Consider the following 16,746-nt stretch of genomic DNA (forward strand, 5'->3'; position numbering starts at 1 on the left):
GGGGGGGGTGGCTTCTCGGTTTGTTGGGGGGGGGGGGGGGGTTTGTTTTTCTAAAAACCCCGGGGGGGGGGGGGGTTGGGGGTTTTGGGGGGGGGGGGGGGGGGGGGGGCCCCCCCCCCCCCCGTGGGGGGGGGGGGGGGGGGGGGGCCCCGTGCCTCGCAGAGAGCAAAGTTCTGCTGGACTTCCCCACCCCAACCCCTCCCCTGAAGGGGAGGGGCTAAGAAGGATCACCCCAGCTTCCCGTCCGCGGCTTTTTCGCTTAAGGGCCGCGCAATGTCTTCCCACCTTACCCCCCGCACCGCCCCTCGCTCCAAGGCGCGCGCCGCCGCTCGCCTTGCCGCCGTCCAGGCGCTGTACCAGCACGACATGGAAGCCACCGCGATCCCGGTGCTGCTCCACGAATTCCACAACCACCGCCTCGGCGCGACGATCGAGGATGCCGAATATGCCGAGCCCGAAGTCGATTTCTTCGACGACGTGGTAAAGGGCACGAGCGCGCGGCTGTCCGAGATCGACACCGCGATCGCGGGTAAGCTCGCCAAGGGTTGGAACCTCGCGCGGCTCGACAAGGCGATGCGTGCGATCCTGCGCGCGGGCACCTATGAACTGCTGGCGCGCGCGGACGTGCCGACCGGTGCGGTCATCACCGAATATGTCGACGTCGCGCACGCCTTCTTCGACAAGCGCGAGTCGGGGTTCGTCAACGGGCTGCTCGACGCGATCGCCAAGGACGTGCGCGCCTGAGCATGGCGGAGGTCATCAACCTCCGCCGCGCCCGCAAGGCCCGCGCGCGCGATGCCGCCGCCGAAGGTGCTGCCGTCAACCGCGCCGCGTTCGGCCGGACCAAGGCCGAGCGCGACGCTGCGGCGGTCGAGGCCGAGCGGCAGGCGCGGTTGCTCGATGGAGCGAAGCGCGAGGAGTGAGCCCTCGCGCGCGGTGCGTTAATCCCCGCTAGTCGATGACCACCGCGACGATGCGCCAGGCGCCTTCTTCCTGTTCTAGCGTGACCGTCTCGGTCGCTGCGTGGCGAAGACCCTAATTGCGGGGCGTGGCGCGACTACCCCGAAAAATTCGTACCTGCAGGGCTGCCACTCCCGCTAGACCCCAGCGCATGACCGAAGCCGAATTTATCGCCGCGCTGCGCCGCCTCCCGCTCCACCCCGGTGCGCTCGACCTGCGCGACGATGCGGCGCGGCTGGGGGATCTGGTGCTCACCACCGATACGCTGGTGGAGGGGGTGCATTATCTTTCCGACGATTCGGCGGGGGATGTGGCGTGGAAGCTGGTGGCGACCAATGTGTCGGATCTGGCTGCCAAGGGCGCTGTGCCGGTCGGGGTGATGCTCAACTATCCTTTGCGGGCGTCTTCTTCCCCTTACTTCGCTTCCCCGGCGAAGGCCGGGGCCCAGTTGCGAAACGGTGATGGCGAAGGGCAGCCAGACGTTACCTCGGCCACTTCGACTGGGCCCCGGCCTTCGCCGGGGAAGCAAGAAGGGGGGGATGGGGAAAGCTGGGACGCCGCGTTTCTCGAAGGCTTCGCGGACACGCTCACCACCTTTAGCGCCCCGCTGCTCGGTGGCGACACCGTGTCGCTTCCTGCGCACGCTCCGCGCGTCATCACCCTCACCGCGATTGGCTCGAACGCGACGGCACCGATCCGCACCGGCGCACGCGCGGGCGATTTGCTCTACGTTACCGGCACGATCGGTGACGCGGGCGCGGGATTGAAGATCGCGCAGGGGCAAACAGGCCCCGCCGAACTGCTCGCCGCGTACCGCCGCCCGCAGCCTCGCCTCGCCGAGGGGCGTGCACTGGCCAGCGTCGTCAGCGCGATGATGGACGTGTCCGACGGCTTGCTGATTGATGCGCAGCGGATGGCGGCGGCAAGCGGCCTGTCGGTCACGCTCGACCTTGCCGACATTCCGTTGTCCGGCGCCTATCGCGCCTTCGCAGGGGATGACCGCGCGGCGCGGCTCGCGGCGGCGACCGCGGGGGACGATTACCAGCTCCTGTTCGCTGCCGCGCCCGACGTTGCTTTGCCGTGTGCAGCGACGCGCGTCGGCTGGTTTTCAGCGGGGACCGGACTGACGCTGATCGACGCGGGCGAAGCCGTTCCGCTTCCCGGCAATCTCGGGTTCCAGCACAACCGGTAAGCGTCTCGCGCGCTTGCCAACCCATCCTCCACCTGTAGGATGATGCGCAAGAGCGGGGACGAGACCGCGTGTCGCGATCCTTGCCGGACTTCAGGGAAAGGAACAGCATGACGATCGTCTATGCCGCCATCATCTGTGGCCTGATCGCCGTCGCCTACGGCGCGGTCACCAGCCAGCAGGTCCTCCGCGCGCCCGCGGGCAATGAAAAGATGCAGGATATCGCCGCCGCGATCCAGGAGGGGGCGAAGGCCTATCTCGGGCGGCAATATCGTACGATCGCGATCGTCGGCGTCATCGTCCTGCTGCTGGTGTGGGTGTTCCTCGACGGGATGCGCACGCCAGTGTCGGCGCTGAGCTTCGCGCTGGGCGCGGTGCTGTCGGGCGTGGCGGGCTATGTCGGGATGAACATCTCGGTCCGCGCGAACGTGCGGACCGCCGAGGCGGCGCGGACCTCGCTGCAGGGTGGACTGACGATGGCGTTCCGCTCGGGCGCGGTGACGGGATTGCTCGTCGCGGGGCTCGGGTTGCTGTCGATCTCGGGGACGTTCCTGTATCTCGCGGGGCCGAACGGTGTCGACGCGGGTGCGCCCGTCGTGGTCAAGGCGCTGACCGCGCTGGCGTTCGGCGCATCGCTCATCTCGATCTTCGCGCGGCTGGGTGGCGGCATCTTTACGAAGGCTGCGGACGTCGGCGCGGATCTGGTCGGCAAGGTCGAGGCGGGAATCCCCGAGGACGATCCGCGCAACCCCGCGACGATCGCGGACAATGTCGGCGACAATGTCGGCGACTGCGCCGGCATGGCGGCGGATCTGTTCGAGACCTATGTCGTCACGATTGGCGTGACGATGATCTCGGTCGCGCTCGCGCTCAAGAATGCGGATCATCTGCTGAGTGTGATGACGCTGCCGCTGATCGTCGGCGGGGTGTGCATCCTGACCTCGATCCTCGGCACCTATGCGGTGCGGCTGGGGTCGGGCACGATCATGGGGGCGCTGTACAAGGGGTTCTGGCTGAGCGTCGGGCTGTCGATCCCGGCGATTTACTTCGCGACCAGTTACACGCTCGGCGACATGGGCGCGCGGATCGGGGGCAATGCGTTCCTCGACGGTGCGACGCCCGAGGCAATCGCGGGGATGGCGGCGACGAGCTTTACCGGCATGCAATTGTTCTGGTGCATGATGATCGGGCTGGCGGTGACCGGCCTGCTGGTGTGGATCACCGAATATTACACCGGCACCAACTTCCGCCCGGTCCGCTCGATCGCCAAGGCGTCCGAGACGGGGCATGGCACCAACGTGATCCAGGGGCTCGCGATCAGCCTCGAATCGACCGCTTTGCCGACGCTTGTGATCGTCGTCGCGGTGATCGCGGCGTATCAATTGGCGGGGGTGATTGGGATTGCGTTTGCCGCGACCGCGATGCTCGCGCAGGCGGGGATGGTCGTCGCGCTCGACGCTTATGGCCCAGTGACCGACAATGCGGGCGGGATCGCCGAGATGGCGGGGCTGCCCGATGACGTGCGGCATCGTACCGATGCATTGGACGCGGTCGGCAACACGACCAAGGCGGTGACCAAGGGCTATGCGATCGGCTCGGCGGCTTTGGCGGCGCTGGTGCTGTTCAATGCCTATACGTCGGATCTGGCGCGCGATTTCCCGACGCTCGTGGTCAATTTTGCGCTTTCCAACCCCTATGTCATCGTCGGGCTGCTGCTCGGCGCGTTGCTGCCCTATCTGTTCGGCGCGATGGGGATGACTGCGGTCGGGCGCGCGGCGGGCGCTGTCGTGGAGGAAGTCCGCGCGCAGTTTCGCGACAATCCGGGGATCATGCTCGGCACCAGCCGCCCGAATTATGCGCGGACGGTCGATCTCGTGACGCGCGCGGCGATCCGCGAGATGATCGTGCCGTCGCTGCTCCCGGTGTTGTCGCCGATCCTGGTGTACTTCGTAATCACCTTCGTCGCGGGGCAGGCCGAGGGGTTTGCCGCGCTGGGCGCGATGTTGCTCGGGGTGATCGTTTCCGGGCTGTTCGTTGCGATCTCGATGACGTCGGGGGGCGGTGCTTGGGACAATGCCAAGAAGTTCATCGAGGACGGCAATTACGGCGGCAAGGGGTCCGAGGCGCACAAGGCGGCAGTGACGGGGGATACGGTGGGCGATCCGTACAAGGATACCGCGGGGCCGGCGGTGAATCCGATGATCAAGATTACGAACATCGTGGCGTTGCTGCTGCTAGCGGCGCTCGCGGCGGGGTGAGGGGGGAGCGGGTAGTTCGGCCTGCCCTCAGGCGAAGGCGAGACCGCTGAATGAAGGCAATCGAAGGTTTGATCGTGACCCCTTGCCCCACAAGCTGCCGTCATGCTGAACTTGTTTCAGCATCCACCGCGCAACAGGCCAAGTCCGAACTCGCGGAGGGCTGGATCCTGAAACAAGTTCAGGATGACGGACGGTTTTGAAAACTTTTGCTTTCGCGAGAATGCCGGAAGGGGGGACAGGAATCCTGCTTCAACTAATCGATAGGGGGGAACCTGCCCCCGCTTTGCGCTACCAATCACAGCACGTTTCCAAGGACCAGCCGATGCCCGACCCGATGATCCAGACCGAACGCCGCGGTGATGTCCTCATCGTGACGCTCAACCGCCCGGACCGGCTCAATGCAGCCCCGCCGCAGATGTTCGAGGACCTCCGCGCCGCGCTCGCCACGCTGGACGGCGCGCGCGCGGTGCTGATCGCGGCGGCGGGGCGGGGCTTCTGCTCGGGCGCGGATGTCGGCGGCGGCGCGCTCGGGAGCGACGACCCGGGCAACGCCACGTTCAAGGCGCTGACCGAAGCGTATAACCCGACGATCGCCGCGATCGCCGACCTGTCCGTCCCCGTCGTCAGCGCGGTGCGCGGGCCTGCCGCGGGAATCGGGTGCAGCCTCGCGCTCGCCGCCGATTTCTGCGTGGCGAGCGAGACCGCGTACTTCCTCCAGGCGTTCGTCAACATCGGGCTGGTTCCCGATGGCGGCGCATCGTGGATGCTCCCGCGGCTGATCGGCCGTGGGCGTGCGACCGAGATGATGCTGCTGGGCGAACGCGTTCCCGCTGAAAAGGCGCTCGATTGGGGGATGATCCACAAGGTCACCACGGACGACTCGCTCGATGCCGAAGCGATCGCATTGGCGGAACGGCTCGCCGCCGGGCCGACCGTCGCAATGGGGCTGATCCGCCGCCAGATCCGCCATGCCTATGAGACGGATTACGCTGCGGCGATGCTCCAGGAGGCCGAAAACCAGCGGCATGTCCGGGGTACCGCGGATTCGATGGAAGGCGGCATGGCCTTCTTGCAGAAACGAAAGCCACAGTTCACAGGACGCTGATGGCAGAGATTGAACTGAATACGGGTGAGGACGCCGGGAGCACGCCGGCCCCACGCGATCTTCCCGAGCCGAGCACGCGCCCGACGCTCGACGCTTGGGCGGCGGCGGCGGCCAAGGAGGTCAAGGGCAGGGACCTGACCTGGCACACGCCCGAAGGGATCGACGTCAAGCCGCTCTACACCGCGGCGGACGTGGCGGACATCGACCCCGGCCTCCCCGGTTTCGCGCCGTTCACGCGTGGTGTGCGCGCTTCGATGTATGCGGGACGGCCGTGGACGATCCGGCAGTACGCGGGCTTCTCGACCGCCGAGGCGTCCAACGCCTTTTACCGTCGCAACCTGGCCGCCGGGCAGAAGGGGCTGTCGGTCGCGTTCGATCTGGCGACGCATCGTGGCTACGATAGCGATCATCCGCGCGTGACCGGCGATGTCGGCAAGGCGGGCGTGGCGATCGACACGATCGACGACATGAAGATCCTGTTCGACGGGATTCCGCTCGACAAGATGTCGGTCTCGATGACGATGAACGGCGCGGTGATCCCGATCCTCGCCTTCTTCATCGTCGCGGGCGAGGAGCAGGGGGTGCCGCAGCACCTGCTCGACGGGACCATCCAGAACGACATCCTCAAGGAGTTCATGGTCCGCAACACGTATATCTACCCGCCTGAACCGAGCATGCGGATCATCTCGGACATCATCGGGTATACGTCGGCGCACATGCCGAAGTTCAATTCGATCTCGATTTCCGGCTATCATATGCAGGAAGCGGGGGCGACGCAGCTCCAGGAGCTGGCGTTCACGATCGCGGACGGGCGCGAGTACGCCAAGGCGGCGATGGCGTCGGGGCTCGATCTCGATGCGTTCGCAGGGCGGCTGAGCTTCTTCTTCGCGATCGGCATGAACTTCTTCATGGAAATCGCCAAGCTGCGCGCGGCGCGGAAACTGTGGCACCGCGTGATGACCGATCTCGGCGCGAAGGACGAGCGCTCCAAGATGCTGCGCACGCATTGCCAGACGTCTGGCGTGTCGCTCACCGAGCAGGACCCGTATAACAACGTGATCCGCACCACGGTCGAGGCGATGGCGGCGATGCTGGGGGGGACGCAAAGTCTTCACACCAACGCGCTCGACGAGGCGATCGCGCTGCCGACCGATTTCTCGGCGCGGATCGCGCGCAACACGCAGATCGTGCTGCAGGAAGAGACGGGGATGACCAAGGTCGTCGATCCGCTCGGCGGTAGCTATTACATCGAGAGCCTGACCGAGGAACTCGTTGAGAAGGCGTGGGAGATCATCCAGCGCGTCGAGGCCGAGGGCGGGATGGCGCAGGCGGTCGCGGCGGGCTGGCCCAAGGCGATGATTGAAGAGGCGTCTGCCGGGCGTGCCGCGCGCGTCGACAAGGGCGAGGACGTGATCGTCGGCGTCAACAAGTACAAACTTTCCGAGCAGGACCCGATCGACATTCTCGACGTCGACAACGTCGCGGTGCGCGAAGCGCAGATCGCGCGGATTGCGCGATCGAAGGCCGGGCGGGATGAGGCGAAGTGTCAGGCGGCGCTGGATGCTTTGCGCGAGGGGGCGAGAGCAAATCCTCCCCGGAACGGGGAGGGGGACCGTAAGCATTCAGCGAACGGTGGAGGGGTCGATCCGGGCGCAGCGCTTGCGGCAGAACCCCTCCGTCAGCCTTCGGCTGCCACCTCCCCCGTTGGGGGAGGAATGGAGTCGAACCTTCTCGCGCTTGCGGTCGAATGCGCGCGGCAACGGGCGACGCTTGGCGAGATCTCCTCCGCGATGGAGGATGTGTTCGGGCGGTATGATACCGTGCCGACGCCGGTTTCAGGCATCTACGGCGGCGCGCACGAGTTCGACGCGGCGTGGCAGGGGCTGAAGGAAGGCGTCGTCTCGCTCGAGACGCGCAATGGCCGCCGCCCGCGGATGCTCGTCGCCAAGATGGGGCAGGACGGGCATGATCGCGGCGCGAACCTCGTGTCGTCGGCATTCGGCGATCTCGGGTTCGAGGTCGTGCCGGGGCCGTTGTTCCAGACGCCCGCCGAGGCCGCCGCGCTCGCGATTGCGCGCAATGTCGACGTGGTCGGCGCGTCGTCGCTCGCGGCGGGGCACAAGACGCTGATCCCCGAGCTGATCGGCCATCTGCGCGACGCCGGGCGCGGCGACATCAAGGTGATCGCAGGCGGGGTGATCCCCGCGCAGGATTATCAGACGTTGCGCGACGCGGGCGTGCAGGGGATTTTCGGGCCCGGGACCAATCTGGTCGAGGCGGCGGGCGAAGTGTTGCGATTGCTGGGGCATAATATGCCCCCGGTTGAGGGAAATGTGGAATGACTGATGGACTGACCGCCGTTCAAAGCCCCTCCCCCTCGGGGGAGGGGTTGGGGTGGGGCCGTGCAGCGGACTTAACCGACGTCGGGCTCGGTGAGACGTCCCCCACCCCCATCCTCTCCCCTGAAGGGGAGGGGCAGACCAGGAACGACTGGACGCGCCAGGACATTGCTGCGCTGTTCGACTTGCCCTTCGACGAACTGATGTTCCGCGCGCAGACCACCCACCGCGCGCATCATGCCGCGGGGCAGGTGCAGCTGTGCACGCTGCTGTCGATCAAGACCGGCGGCTGCCCCGAGGATTGCGGATACTGCAACCAGTCCGCCAGCGCCGACACCGAATTGAAAGCCAGCAAGCTGATGGACGTCCGCGCGGTGCTGCAATCCGCGGCGCAGGCACGTGACGCGGGGAGCCAGCGCTTCTGTATGGGCGCGGCGTGGCGCAACCCCAAGGACAAGGACATGCCCGCGATCATCGAGATGGTGCAGGGCGTCCGCCAGATGGGGATGGAAACCTGCATGACGCTGGGCATGCTCGCGCCGCATCAGGCGCAGCAGCTCGCCGATGCGGGCCTCGATTATTACAACCACAACATCGACACTTCGCCGGAGAAATACGCCGAAGTCATCACCACGCGCACTTTCCAGGACCGGCTCGATACGCTCGATCATGTGCGCGAAGCGGGGATCAACGTGTGCTGCGGCGGGATCGTCGGGATGGGCGAGACGCGCGGGGATCGCGTCGGCTTCATCCATGCGCTCGCCACCTTGCCGCGTCACCCGGAGAGCGTGCCGGTCAATGCGCTGGTGCCGGTCAAGGGCACGGTGCTCGGCAACATGCTGGCGGATACCCCGCTCGCCGCGATTGACGAGATCGAGTTCGTCCGCACCGTCGCGGTCGCGCGGATCACCATGCCGCTCTCCATGGTGCGGCTGTCGGCGGGGCGCGAGAGCATGTCCGATGCGACGCAGGCGCTGTGCTTCATGGCGGGCGCGAATTCGATCTTCACCGGCGACAAGTTGCTGACGACGGGCAATGCCGGGGACGACAAGGACGCCGCGCTGCTGGCCAAGCTCGGGCTGGTCCCGATGGTCGGCGAGGAACCGATGCGGAAGGAGAAGACATGCTGCTGATCGCGCTGCTGGTCGCCACTGCCGCGCCGGTCCAGACGCAGGCGGACATGAACCGCACCGCCGGGTCGAGCTACGCGCAGGCGGATGCGGCGATGACCGCGCAGTGGAAGCGCACCTATGCGTATATGAAGCGCCGCGACGGGCAGGACACGTCGCGCGGTGGCGGGTTCGGCTTCGCGGCGTCGTTGCTCGCGAGCCAGCGCGCGTGGCTTCAGTTCCGCGATACGCAGTGTGTGATCGAGGGCGGGCAATATGCGGGCGGCTCCGCGCAGGGCATGACGATGGCGGCGTGCCGCACACGCCTGACGCGCGCGCGCACGGCGCAACTCAAATCGATGATCTGGTACCAATAACGATCAGTCCGCACCCGGCATCCGTTCGGGGAGACGGCACAGTTTAGGGCGAGTGATGTTCAAGAAAATTCTGGTCGCGAACCGCGGCGAAATTGCCTGCCGCGTCATGCGGACCGCCAAGAAGATGGGGATCGCGACGGTCGCGGTCTATTCGGACGCGGACGCGCGCGCGCCGCATGTGCTGATGGCGGACGAGAGCGTCCGGCTCGGGCCGCCGCCGGCGGGCGAGAGCTATCTGCTCGCCGACCTGATCCTGCTCGCCGCCAAGGAGACCGGCGCGGACTGCATTCATCCGGGCTACGGCTTCCTGTCCGAACGCGAGAGCTTCGCGCGTGCCTGTGCCGATGCGGGGATCGCGTTCGTCGGGCCTCCCCCGAAAGCGATCGCCGCGATGGGGGACAAGATCGAGTCCAAGAAATTGGCCAAGGCGGCGGGCGTCAACGTCGTCCCCGGGTTCCTGGGCGAGATCGCGGACACCGACGAGGCGGTGCGGATCGCGAGCGACATCGGTTATCCGGTGATGATGAAGGCCAGCGCGGGCGGCGGCGGCAAGGGGATGCGCTTGGCGTATTCCGAGCAGGACGTCCGCGAGGGCTTCGAGGCGACCAAGCGCGAGGGGCTGGCGTCGTTCGGCGATGACCGCGTGTTCATCGAGAAATTCATCGAATCGCCGCGCCACATCGAGATCCAGGTGATGGGCGATCAGCACGGCAACATCGTCTATCTCGGCGAGCGTGAATGCTCGATCCAGCGCCGCCACCAGAAGGTGGTCGAGGAAGCGCCGTCGCCATTCGTGACGCCCAAGATGCGGAAAGCCATGGGCGAGCAGGCGGTCGCCCTGGCGCGGGCGGTCGGGTATTATTCGGCGGGGACGGTCGAGCTGATCGTGTCGGGCGCGGATACGACGGGGGAGGGGTTCTATTTCCTCGAGATGAATACCCGGCTCCAGGTCGAGCATCCGGTGACCGAGGCGGTGACCGGGCTGGATCTGGTCGAGCTGATGATCCGCGTGGCGGCGGGCGAGGCGTTGCCGTTCGGGCAGGACGACGTGACGCTCAAGGGCTGGGCGATCGAGAACCGGGTTTATGCGGAGGATCCGTATCGCGGGTTCTTGCCGAGCACGGGGCGGCTGGTGCGGTATCAGCCGCCGGAGAGTGTGGGCACGCCTTATACCGATCTAAGCCCCTCCCCCTCGGGGGAGGGGTTGGGGTGGGGCCGTGCAGCCGACTCAACCGACGTCGGGCTCGGTGAGACCGCCCCCACCCCCTACCCCTCCCCTGAAGGGGAGGGGCAAGAAGAAGCAGCCTCCGCACCCTCCCCTGAAGGGGAGGGGCAAGAAGGAGCAGCTTACGTCCGTGTCGACGACGGCGTGCGCGAAGGCGGTGAGGTCAGCATCTTCTACGACCCGATGATCGCCAAGCTGATCACCTGGGCGCCGACCCGCGAGGAAGCGATCGACGAACAGATCGCCGCGCTCGATGCGTTCGAGATCACCGGCCCCGGCAACAACATCGACTTCCTCTCCGCGCTGATGCAGCACCCGCGTTTCCGCTCGGGTAACATCACCACAGGGTTCATCGCCGAGGAATATCCCGACGGCTTCCACGGCGCGCCCGCGTCGGACGACCTCATCCGCGACCTGTCCGCGATCGCCGCCTTCGCCGCGACCGCCGAAGCAGATCGTGCGCGCCGGATCGATGGCCAGCTCGGCAAGCGGCTGCGCCCGCCCGCACAATGGTCGGTCAAGATCGGCGACGCTACGCATGTCGTCGACATTTCGACCGACGGCGTCACCATTGACGGCGACGATCTGGACATCGGGCTGGAATACACCCCCGGCGACCGGATGGTGCATGCCGAGATCGACGACGCCGACCTGAGCGTGAAGATCGTCCGCACGCGCGGCGGTTTCCGGCTGACTACGCGCGGGGCTAGTCACGAAGCGCGCGTATTGCCCGCGCATGTCGCGCCCTATGCGCAGCATCTGATCGAGAAGATCCCGCCCGATCTGTCGAAGTTCCTGCTGTGCCCGATGCCGGGCCTACTGATGCGGCTGGACGTCGGGGTCGGCGACAAGGTCGAGGCGGGACAACCACTTGCCGTGGTCGAGGCGATGAAGATGGAGAACATCCTGCGCGCCGAAAAGGCCGGGACGGTCAAGACGGTCAATGCCAAGACGGGCGACAGTCTGGCGGTCGACGCGATCATCCTCGAAATGGAATAACGTCAGAACACTCCGTCGCGACATATTGCGACAACTATTCGGTGGACCGGGCGCGGTGTGTTAGCCACATAGGACGAATGCGCCTCCGCCCGATCCTGCTGCTCTCCCTGACGTTGCCGATCGCGGCCTGCACGGTCGGCCCGGATTACCATCCGGCGTCGCCGACTGCTCTCGGGGTTCCCGACGTCTATTCTGTGCCCTTGCCGGCGCAGGCGCGCGGGGACCTGACCGCGTGGTGGACGCAGTTCAACGATCCGCTGCTGACCAGCGTGGTCGAGCGTGCGCGCGCCAACAACCTCGATATCGCGCAATCGGTCGCGCGGTTGCGGCAAGCGCGGGAATCGCTGGTCCAGTCGCGCGCGCAACTGCTGCCGACGCTCAACGGGTCGGGCGGCTATACGCGGTCGCAAAGCATCCTTGGCGGCACCACGACGCTGCCCGGCGGCGCGACCGTCATCACGGGTCGCGGATCGGGCGATACGTTGTCGCTCGGCGCGGACGTGCAATATCAGGTCGGGCTGTTCGGCGAGATCCGCCGCACCGTCGAGGCGAGCCGCGCACAATATGAGACCGCGGGCTATGATCTGGCGACGATCGCGCTGTCGACCGAAGCGGAAGCGGCGCGCAACTATCTGCTCGCGCGACTGTATCAGGCACAGCTCGGCAATGCGCAGGAATCGCTGCGGCTGCAGGACGATAATCTCGAGATCGCGGGCTTCCGCGTTCAGGCCGGGCTGGTGTCGTCGGTCGATGTCGAACAGGCGCGGTCGCAGCGGGCGAGTACCGCCGCGACGATCCCGACGATCGAACAGAATTACAATGCGGCGGTGTCGCGGATCGGCGTGCTGACGGGGCAGGCGCCCGGCGCGCTCAAAGCCGAACTCGCCGCGCCGCGCCTGATCCCGAACGGGCCGGACAGCGTGGGGGTGGGCGTTCCGATCGACACCTTGCGGCAGCGACCCGACGTGCGCGCCGCCGAACGCTCGCTTGCCGCGACGACCGCGCAGATCGGCGTCGCCAAGGCGCAGCTTTATCCCGCGTTCGCGATCAGTGGCAGCCTGTCGACCGACGCCTCCAAGATCACCAATCTGTTTCAGACGATCGCGGGGCAGGTGTTCAGCGGGCTGACGCAGGCGATCTTCAACGGCGGACGGTTGCGCTCGCAGGTGCGCAGCAGCGAAGCCGCCGCCGAGGGCGCGTTCGCGGCGTACAAGTCGACCGTCCTGCAGGGTCTGGAGGATGTTGAGAACGCCGTGGTCGCGCTCGATTCGGCCAAGCGCCGGGTCGAGCAATTCTCGATCGCGCTCGACGCCGCCAACAACAGCGCGATCCTGTCGCGCAGCCAGTATCGCGCGGGACTGACCGACTTCCTCACGCTCAACACCACCGAGACCGCGCTGCTGAACGCGCGCAACGGGCTTAGCCAGGCGCAATCGGACCGCGCCACCGCGCTCGTCCAATTGTTCCTCGCGCTCGGCGGCGGGTGGGACAGCAGCGCCGACCCGACCGCCGTCATCGCCGCACCCGCGTCGAACCCCATCGTCCGCCAGGAACGCTAAATGGCCAGCACCTCCCCGACCCAGCCCAACGGCGATCTCGATGCCTTTCTGGGTACCAAACCCGTTCCGGCGTGGAAGCGCTGGGGGAAATGGGTACTTGTCGCTCTCGGCGTCGTGCTGTTGCTGCTCGCGCTCAAGAGCTGTTTCGCCGGAGCGGAGAAGCCCGACTATGCGACCGCCGCGGTCGAGCGCGGGGCGTTGTCGGTCAGCGTATCTGCAACGGGCAAGCTGGCGCCGACCAATCAGGTTGAGGTCGGCTCGGAGCTGTCGGGCCTCGTCACAAAGGTGGTCGTTGACGTCAACGACCGCGTGACCAAGAACCAACCGCTCGCGCTGGTCGATCCGTCGCGGTTCCAGGATGCGGTCAACCAGAGCCAGGCGGCGCTCGATAACGCGGTCGCGACGGTCGCACAGAATCAGGCGACGCTCGCACAATCGTCCGCGACGCTCACGCGCTTCGAGGAAGTCAGCCGGCTGTCGGGCGGGCGGGTTCCCGCCAAGACCGAGCTCGACCAGGCGCGGGCCGATCGCGCGCGCGCGGTGGCCAACGTGCGCGCGGCACAAGCGAACGTGGCCTCCGCGCGCGCGACGCTGTCGTCGAACGCGACTCAGCTGGTCAAGACGGTGATCCGGTCGCCGGTCAACGGCGTGGTGCTCGCGCGCCAGATCGAGCCGGGACAGACCGTCGCCGCCTCGTTCAGCACGCCGACGCTGTTCGTCATTGCCGAGGATCTCAGCCGGATGAAGCTCGAGGTCGCGATCGACGAAGCGGACGTTGGGTCGGTCAAGGAAGGGCAGGCCGCGAGCTTTGCGGTCGACGCCTTCCCGGGCAAGAGCTTCCCAGCGACGATCACCCGGGTCGATCTCGGATCGAACCTGAGTGCGCAATCGACGACATCGACCACCACGACCGCGACGACGGCGGGGCAGGTCGTTTCCTATAGCGCGAAGCTGTCGGTCGGAAACGCGAACCTGCAACTGCGCCCGGGGATGACCGCGACCGCCGACATCGTGACCACCGCAAAGCCCAACGTTCTGCTCGTCCCCAATGCCGCACTGCGGTTCAAGCCGACCGACACTGGGGCTTCGACCGGCAGCAGCGGGATCGCAGGTGCCTTGGTGCCCCGCCCGCGTCGGCGTGGCGGCGCGAACAGCGGCAAGGGCGAGACCGTCAAGCGCGGTGGCGCGCAGACGGTCTATGTGCTGACCGCCGAAGGGACGCCCAAATCGGTCGATATCACCACCGGCGAAAGCAACGGATCGATGACCGAGGTTCTCGGCGGCGCACTCAAGCCCGGCGACAAGGTGATTACCGGGCAGCTTGCGAAGGATGCGAATGGCGCAGGCGGCGGAAGCGGCCAGCGGCGGCGGTCGGGCGGGCAGGGCGGTGGCCAGTAACCCCGCCTCGCCCGCGGTATCGGAGGCGGCTGCGGTCGCGCCGATCATCTCGCTGCGCAACGTCATCAAGCGGTACGGCGACGGTGCGACCGCGTTCCTCGCGCTCAAGGGGATCGACCTCGATATCGCGCAGGGCGACTTCGTCGCGGTGATGGGCGCGAGCGGATCGGGCAAGTCGACGACGATGAACATCCTCGGCTGCCTCGACGTGCCGACCGGCGGGACGTTCGCGTTCAAGAACGTCCATGTCGAGACGCTCGACCGCGATCAGCGCGCCTTGTTGCGGCGGAAGTATCTGGGTTTCGTGTTCCAAGGGTTCAATCTGCTCGCGCGCACCACCGCGCTGGAGAATGTCGAGCTGCCGTTGCTGTATCGTGGTGATGCGAAGGCTGCGCGGCGGGCGGCGGCGATGGCAGCGCTCGACAAGGTGGGCCTTGCGAACTGGTGGGACCATACGCCGGCCGAGCTATCGGGTGGGCAACAGCAGCGCGTTGCGATTGCGCGCGCGATCGTCACCAGCCCTGCGGTGCTGCTTGCCGACGAACCGACGGGGAATCTGGATTCGGAGCGGTCGGTCGAGATCATGGAATTGCTCGCGGGGTTGAACCGCGACAGCGGGATCACGGTGATCATGGTGACGCACGAACCTGAAATGGCTGCGTTCGCGCGGACGATCGTGCATTTCAAGGACGGGCTGGTGGAGCGGATCGATACGCAGCATCGGCAGGACGAGGTGGTGTCGTGACGCGCGCAACAAACAAGCCCCTCCCCTTCAGGGGAGGGGTTGGGGGTGGGGCCGTGCCTTCACCACAGCGTCGGAATGCTGCACGGCCCCACCCCAACCCCTCCCCTGAAGGGGAGGGGCTGAGATAATGTTCGGTACGACGCTCTCGCTAGCACTCCGCTCGATCGCGCGGCACAAGTTGCGCTCGTTCCTCACCACGCTCGGGATCATCATTGGCGTGGCCGCGGTCGTCACGATGGTCACGCTCGGCAAGGCGACGACCGCTGCGGTCCAGAAGTCGATCTCCTCGCTCGGCACCAATATCCTCCAGGTCCGGCCCGGTCAGGGGTTCGGACGCGGCGGCGGCGGGCCGCGGCCGCCCGACTTCAAGCCCGCGGACGCAGTCGCGATCCGCGACCAGATTGCGGGCGTCACTGCGGTCGCCGCGCAGGCGGGCACGACCGCGACCGCGATCTACGAAGGTGCGAACTGGTCGACCACGCTCAACGGCACGACCAACGCCTATTTCCAGGTCCAGCCGTGGCCACTGACCGAGGGCCGCACGTTCACGCCAGCAGAAGAGGGCGCGGGCAAATCGGTTTGCATCATCGGCAATACCGTCAACACGAACCTGTATCGCGGCGGCTCGCCGCTCGGCACGCGGATGCGGATCGGCGGGATCTCGTGCGACGTGATCGGTCGTCTGTCGGCGCGCGGACAGGCGGGGTTCGGCGGGGATCAGGACGATGTCGTGATCATGCCGCTAAAAGCGGTGCAGCGCCGCTTCACCGGGTCGACCGACCTGAAGCTGATGCTGGTCGGGGTCGACCAGGCGTACTCGACCGGATCGGTGCAGGCGGCGATCGAGGATTTGCTGCGCGAACGGCGCAACATCACCGGGGGCAAGGACGATGATTTCAACATCTTCGATACCGCGCAGATTTCGGCGACGCTGACGCAATCGACGACGTTGCTGACCGGGATCGTCACCGCGGTGGCGGGGATCAGTCTCGTCGTCGGCGGGATCGGGATCATGAACATCATGCTCGTCTCGGTGACCGAGCGCACGCGTGAGATCGGTATCCGCCTTGCGATCGGCGCGGTGGCGGGGGAGGTGCTGTTGCAATTCCTGGTCGAGGCGATCGCGCTGTCGATGCTGGGCGGACTGATCGGGCTGGTGGTCGCGCAGATCGCGGTGTTGTCGCTGACGGGGGTGATGAAGGTCGACTATCTGTTCGATCCGCAGATCAACATGATCGCCTTTGCCATTTCGGCGGTAATCGGGGTCGTCTTCGGCTATTTCCCCGCCCGCCGCGCCGCCGCGCTCAACCCAATCGACGCGCTCCGCCACGAATAACGACGCGTAGCGCAACCCCTCGCTCTTCTACCTTCGTGGCTTTGTGGCTTTGTGCGAGGCCAATCTTCTTCTGAAGAAGGCAGAATGGACTCGCACAAAGGCACAAAGCCACAAAGAGAAGCAGGTTTGCAGGACGCTTGCGCGTCG

General features: G+C 66.6%; 14 protein-coding genes. All 14 read left to right on the forward strand.

Annotated elements, in window-relative coordinates:
• Window positions 1-273 precede the first annotated feature (273 nt).
• Window positions 274-744, forward strand: coding sequence for a transcription antitermination factor NusB (nusB, locus tag ABIC17_RS10595; RefSeq protein WP_354281688.1), 471 nt, complete (start codon window positions 274-276; stop codon window positions 742-744).
• 2 nt (window positions 745-746) lie between these two features.
• On the forward strand, window positions 747-923 hold the full coding sequence (locus ABIC17_RS10600; protein WP_277970094.1) for a DUF4169 family protein: 177 nt from the start codon (window positions 747-749) through the stop codon (window positions 921-923).
• A gap of 188 nt (window positions 924-1,111) precedes the next feature.
• Window positions 1,112-2,152, forward strand: coding sequence for a thiamine-phosphate kinase (locus tag ABIC17_RS10605; RefSeq protein WP_354281690.1), 1,041 nt, complete (start codon window positions 1,112-1,114; stop codon window positions 2,150-2,152).
• Between the two features lie 107 nt (window positions 2,153-2,259).
• Entirely contained in the window at window positions 2,260-4,407 is a 2,148-nt protein-coding gene (locus ABIC17_RS10610; protein WP_354281692.1) for a sodium-translocating pyrophosphatase, read from the forward strand.
• Window positions 4,408-4,457: 50 nt separating this feature from the next.
• Entirely contained in the window at window positions 4,458-4,607 is a 150-nt protein-coding gene (locus tag ABIC17_RS10615; RefSeq protein WP_354281694.1) for a hypothetical protein, read from the forward strand.
• Window positions 4,608-4,729: 122 nt separating this feature from the next.
• Complete coding sequence (locus tag ABIC17_RS10620; RefSeq protein ID WP_354281695.1) at window positions 4,730-5,512, forward strand: enoyl-CoA hydratase-related protein; 783 nt, start codon at window positions 4,730-4,732, stop codon at window positions 5,510-5,512.
• The gene (gene scpA / locus ABIC17_RS10625; protein ID WP_354281697.1) at window positions 5,512-7,854 is read left to right on the forward strand and encodes a methylmalonyl-CoA mutase; all 2,343 of its coding nucleotides are present in this window, start codon (window positions 5,512-5,514) and stop codon (window positions 7,852-7,854) included. The genes ABIC17_RS10620 and scpA overlap by 1 nt, the downstream gene beginning before the upstream one ends.
• A complete protein-coding gene (gene bioB / locus ABIC17_RS10630) occupies window positions 7,851-8,984 on the forward strand; it encodes a biotin synthase BioB (protein ID WP_354281699.1) in 1,134 nt (377 codons plus the stop codon). The genes scpA and bioB overlap by 4 nt, the downstream gene beginning before the upstream one ends.
• Complete coding sequence (locus ABIC17_RS10635; protein ID WP_354281701.1) at window positions 8,975-9,337, forward strand: lysozyme inhibitor LprI family protein; 363 nt, start codon at window positions 8,975-8,977, stop codon at window positions 9,335-9,337. The genes bioB and ABIC17_RS10635 overlap by 10 nt, the downstream gene beginning before the upstream one ends.
• Before the next feature lie 55 nt (window positions 9,338-9,392).
• On the forward strand, window positions 9,393-11,561 hold the full coding sequence (locus tag ABIC17_RS10640) for an ATP-binding protein (RefSeq protein WP_354281703.1): 2,169 nt from the start codon (window positions 9,393-9,395) through the stop codon (window positions 11,559-11,561).
• A 77-nt stretch (window positions 11,562-11,638) separates the two neighbouring features.
• On the forward strand, window positions 11,639-13,120 hold the full coding sequence (locus ABIC17_RS10645) for an efflux transporter outer membrane subunit (RefSeq protein ID WP_354281705.1): 1,482 nt from the start codon (window positions 11,639-11,641) through the stop codon (window positions 13,118-13,120).
• On the forward strand, window positions 13,121-14,518 hold the full coding sequence (locus tag ABIC17_RS10650; RefSeq protein WP_354281706.1) for an efflux RND transporter periplasmic adaptor subunit: 1,398 nt from the start codon (window positions 13,121-13,123) through the stop codon (window positions 14,516-14,518). It begins immediately after the preceding gene.
• On the forward strand, window positions 14,451-15,263 hold the full coding sequence (locus ABIC17_RS10655) for an ABC transporter ATP-binding protein (protein ID WP_354281708.1): 813 nt from the start codon (window positions 14,451-14,453) through the stop codon (window positions 15,261-15,263). Before ABIC17_RS10650 ends, ABIC17_RS10655 begins: the two co-directional genes overlap by 68 nt.
• A 127-nt stretch (window positions 15,264-15,390) precedes the next feature.
• A complete protein-coding gene (locus ABIC17_RS10660; protein WP_354281710.1) occupies window positions 15,391-16,599 on the forward strand; it encodes an ABC transporter permease in 1,209 nt (402 codons plus the stop codon).
• Window positions 16,600-16,746: the final 147 nt, after the last annotated feature.

This window comes from Sphingomonas sp. PvP056 (genome assembly GCF_040549155.1).
Taxonomy (GTDB): Bacteria; Pseudomonadota; Alphaproteobacteria; order Sphingomonadales; family Sphingomonadaceae; genus Sphingomonas.

Bases quoted from the DNA above. Each gene is read 5' to 3' on its own strand.
- ABIC17_RS10650 (WP_354281706.1), top strand. From the start codon at position 13,121: ATGGCCAGCACCTCCCCGACCCAGCCCAACGGCGATCTCGATGCCTTT.
- ABIC17_RS10635 (WP_354281701.1), top strand. From the start codon at position 8,975: ATGCTGCTGATCGCGCTGCTGGTCGCCACTGCCGCGCCGGTCCAGACG.
- ABIC17_RS10620 (WP_354281695.1), top strand. From the start codon at position 4,730: ATGCCCGACCCGATGATCCAGACCGAACGCCGCGGTGATGTCCTCATC.
- ABIC17_RS10615 (WP_354281694.1), top strand. From the start codon at position 4,458: ATGAAGGCAATCGAAGGTTTGATCGTGACCCCTTGCCCCACAAGCTGC.
- scpA (WP_354281697.1), top strand. From the start codon at position 5,512: ATGGCAGAGATTGAACTGAATACGGGTGAGGACGCCGGGAGCACGCCG.
- ABIC17_RS10605 (WP_354281690.1), top strand. From the start codon at position 1,112: ATGACCGAAGCCGAATTTATCGCCGCGCTGCGCCGCCTCCCGCTCCAC.
- nusB (WP_354281688.1), top strand. From the start codon at position 274: ATGTCTTCCCACCTTACCCCCCGCACCGCCCCTCGCTCCAAGGCGCGC.
- ABIC17_RS10655 (WP_354281708.1), top strand. From the start codon at position 14,451: ATGCGAATGGCGCAGGCGGCGGAAGCGGCCAGCGGCGGCGGTCGGGCG.
- bioB (WP_354281699.1), top strand. From the start codon at position 7,851: ATGACTGATGGACTGACCGCCGTTCAAAGCCCCTCCCCCTCGGGGGAG.
- ABIC17_RS10640 (WP_354281703.1), top strand. From the start codon at position 9,393: ATGTTCAAGAAAATTCTGGTCGCGAACCGCGGCGAAATTGCCTGCCGC.
- ABIC17_RS10645 (WP_354281705.1), top strand. From the start codon at position 11,639: ATGCGCCTCCGCCCGATCCTGCTGCTCTCCCTGACGTTGCCGATCGCG.
- ABIC17_RS10610 (WP_354281692.1), top strand. From the start codon at position 2,260: ATGACGATCGTCTATGCCGCCATCATCTGTGGCCTGATCGCCGTCGCC.
- ABIC17_RS10600 (WP_277970094.1), top strand. From the start codon at position 747: ATGGCGGAGGTCATCAACCTCCGCCGCGCCCGCAAGGCCCGCGCGCGC.
- ABIC17_RS10660 (WP_354281710.1), top strand. From the start codon at position 15,391: ATGTTCGGTACGACGCTCTCGCTAGCACTCCGCTCGATCGCGCGGCAC.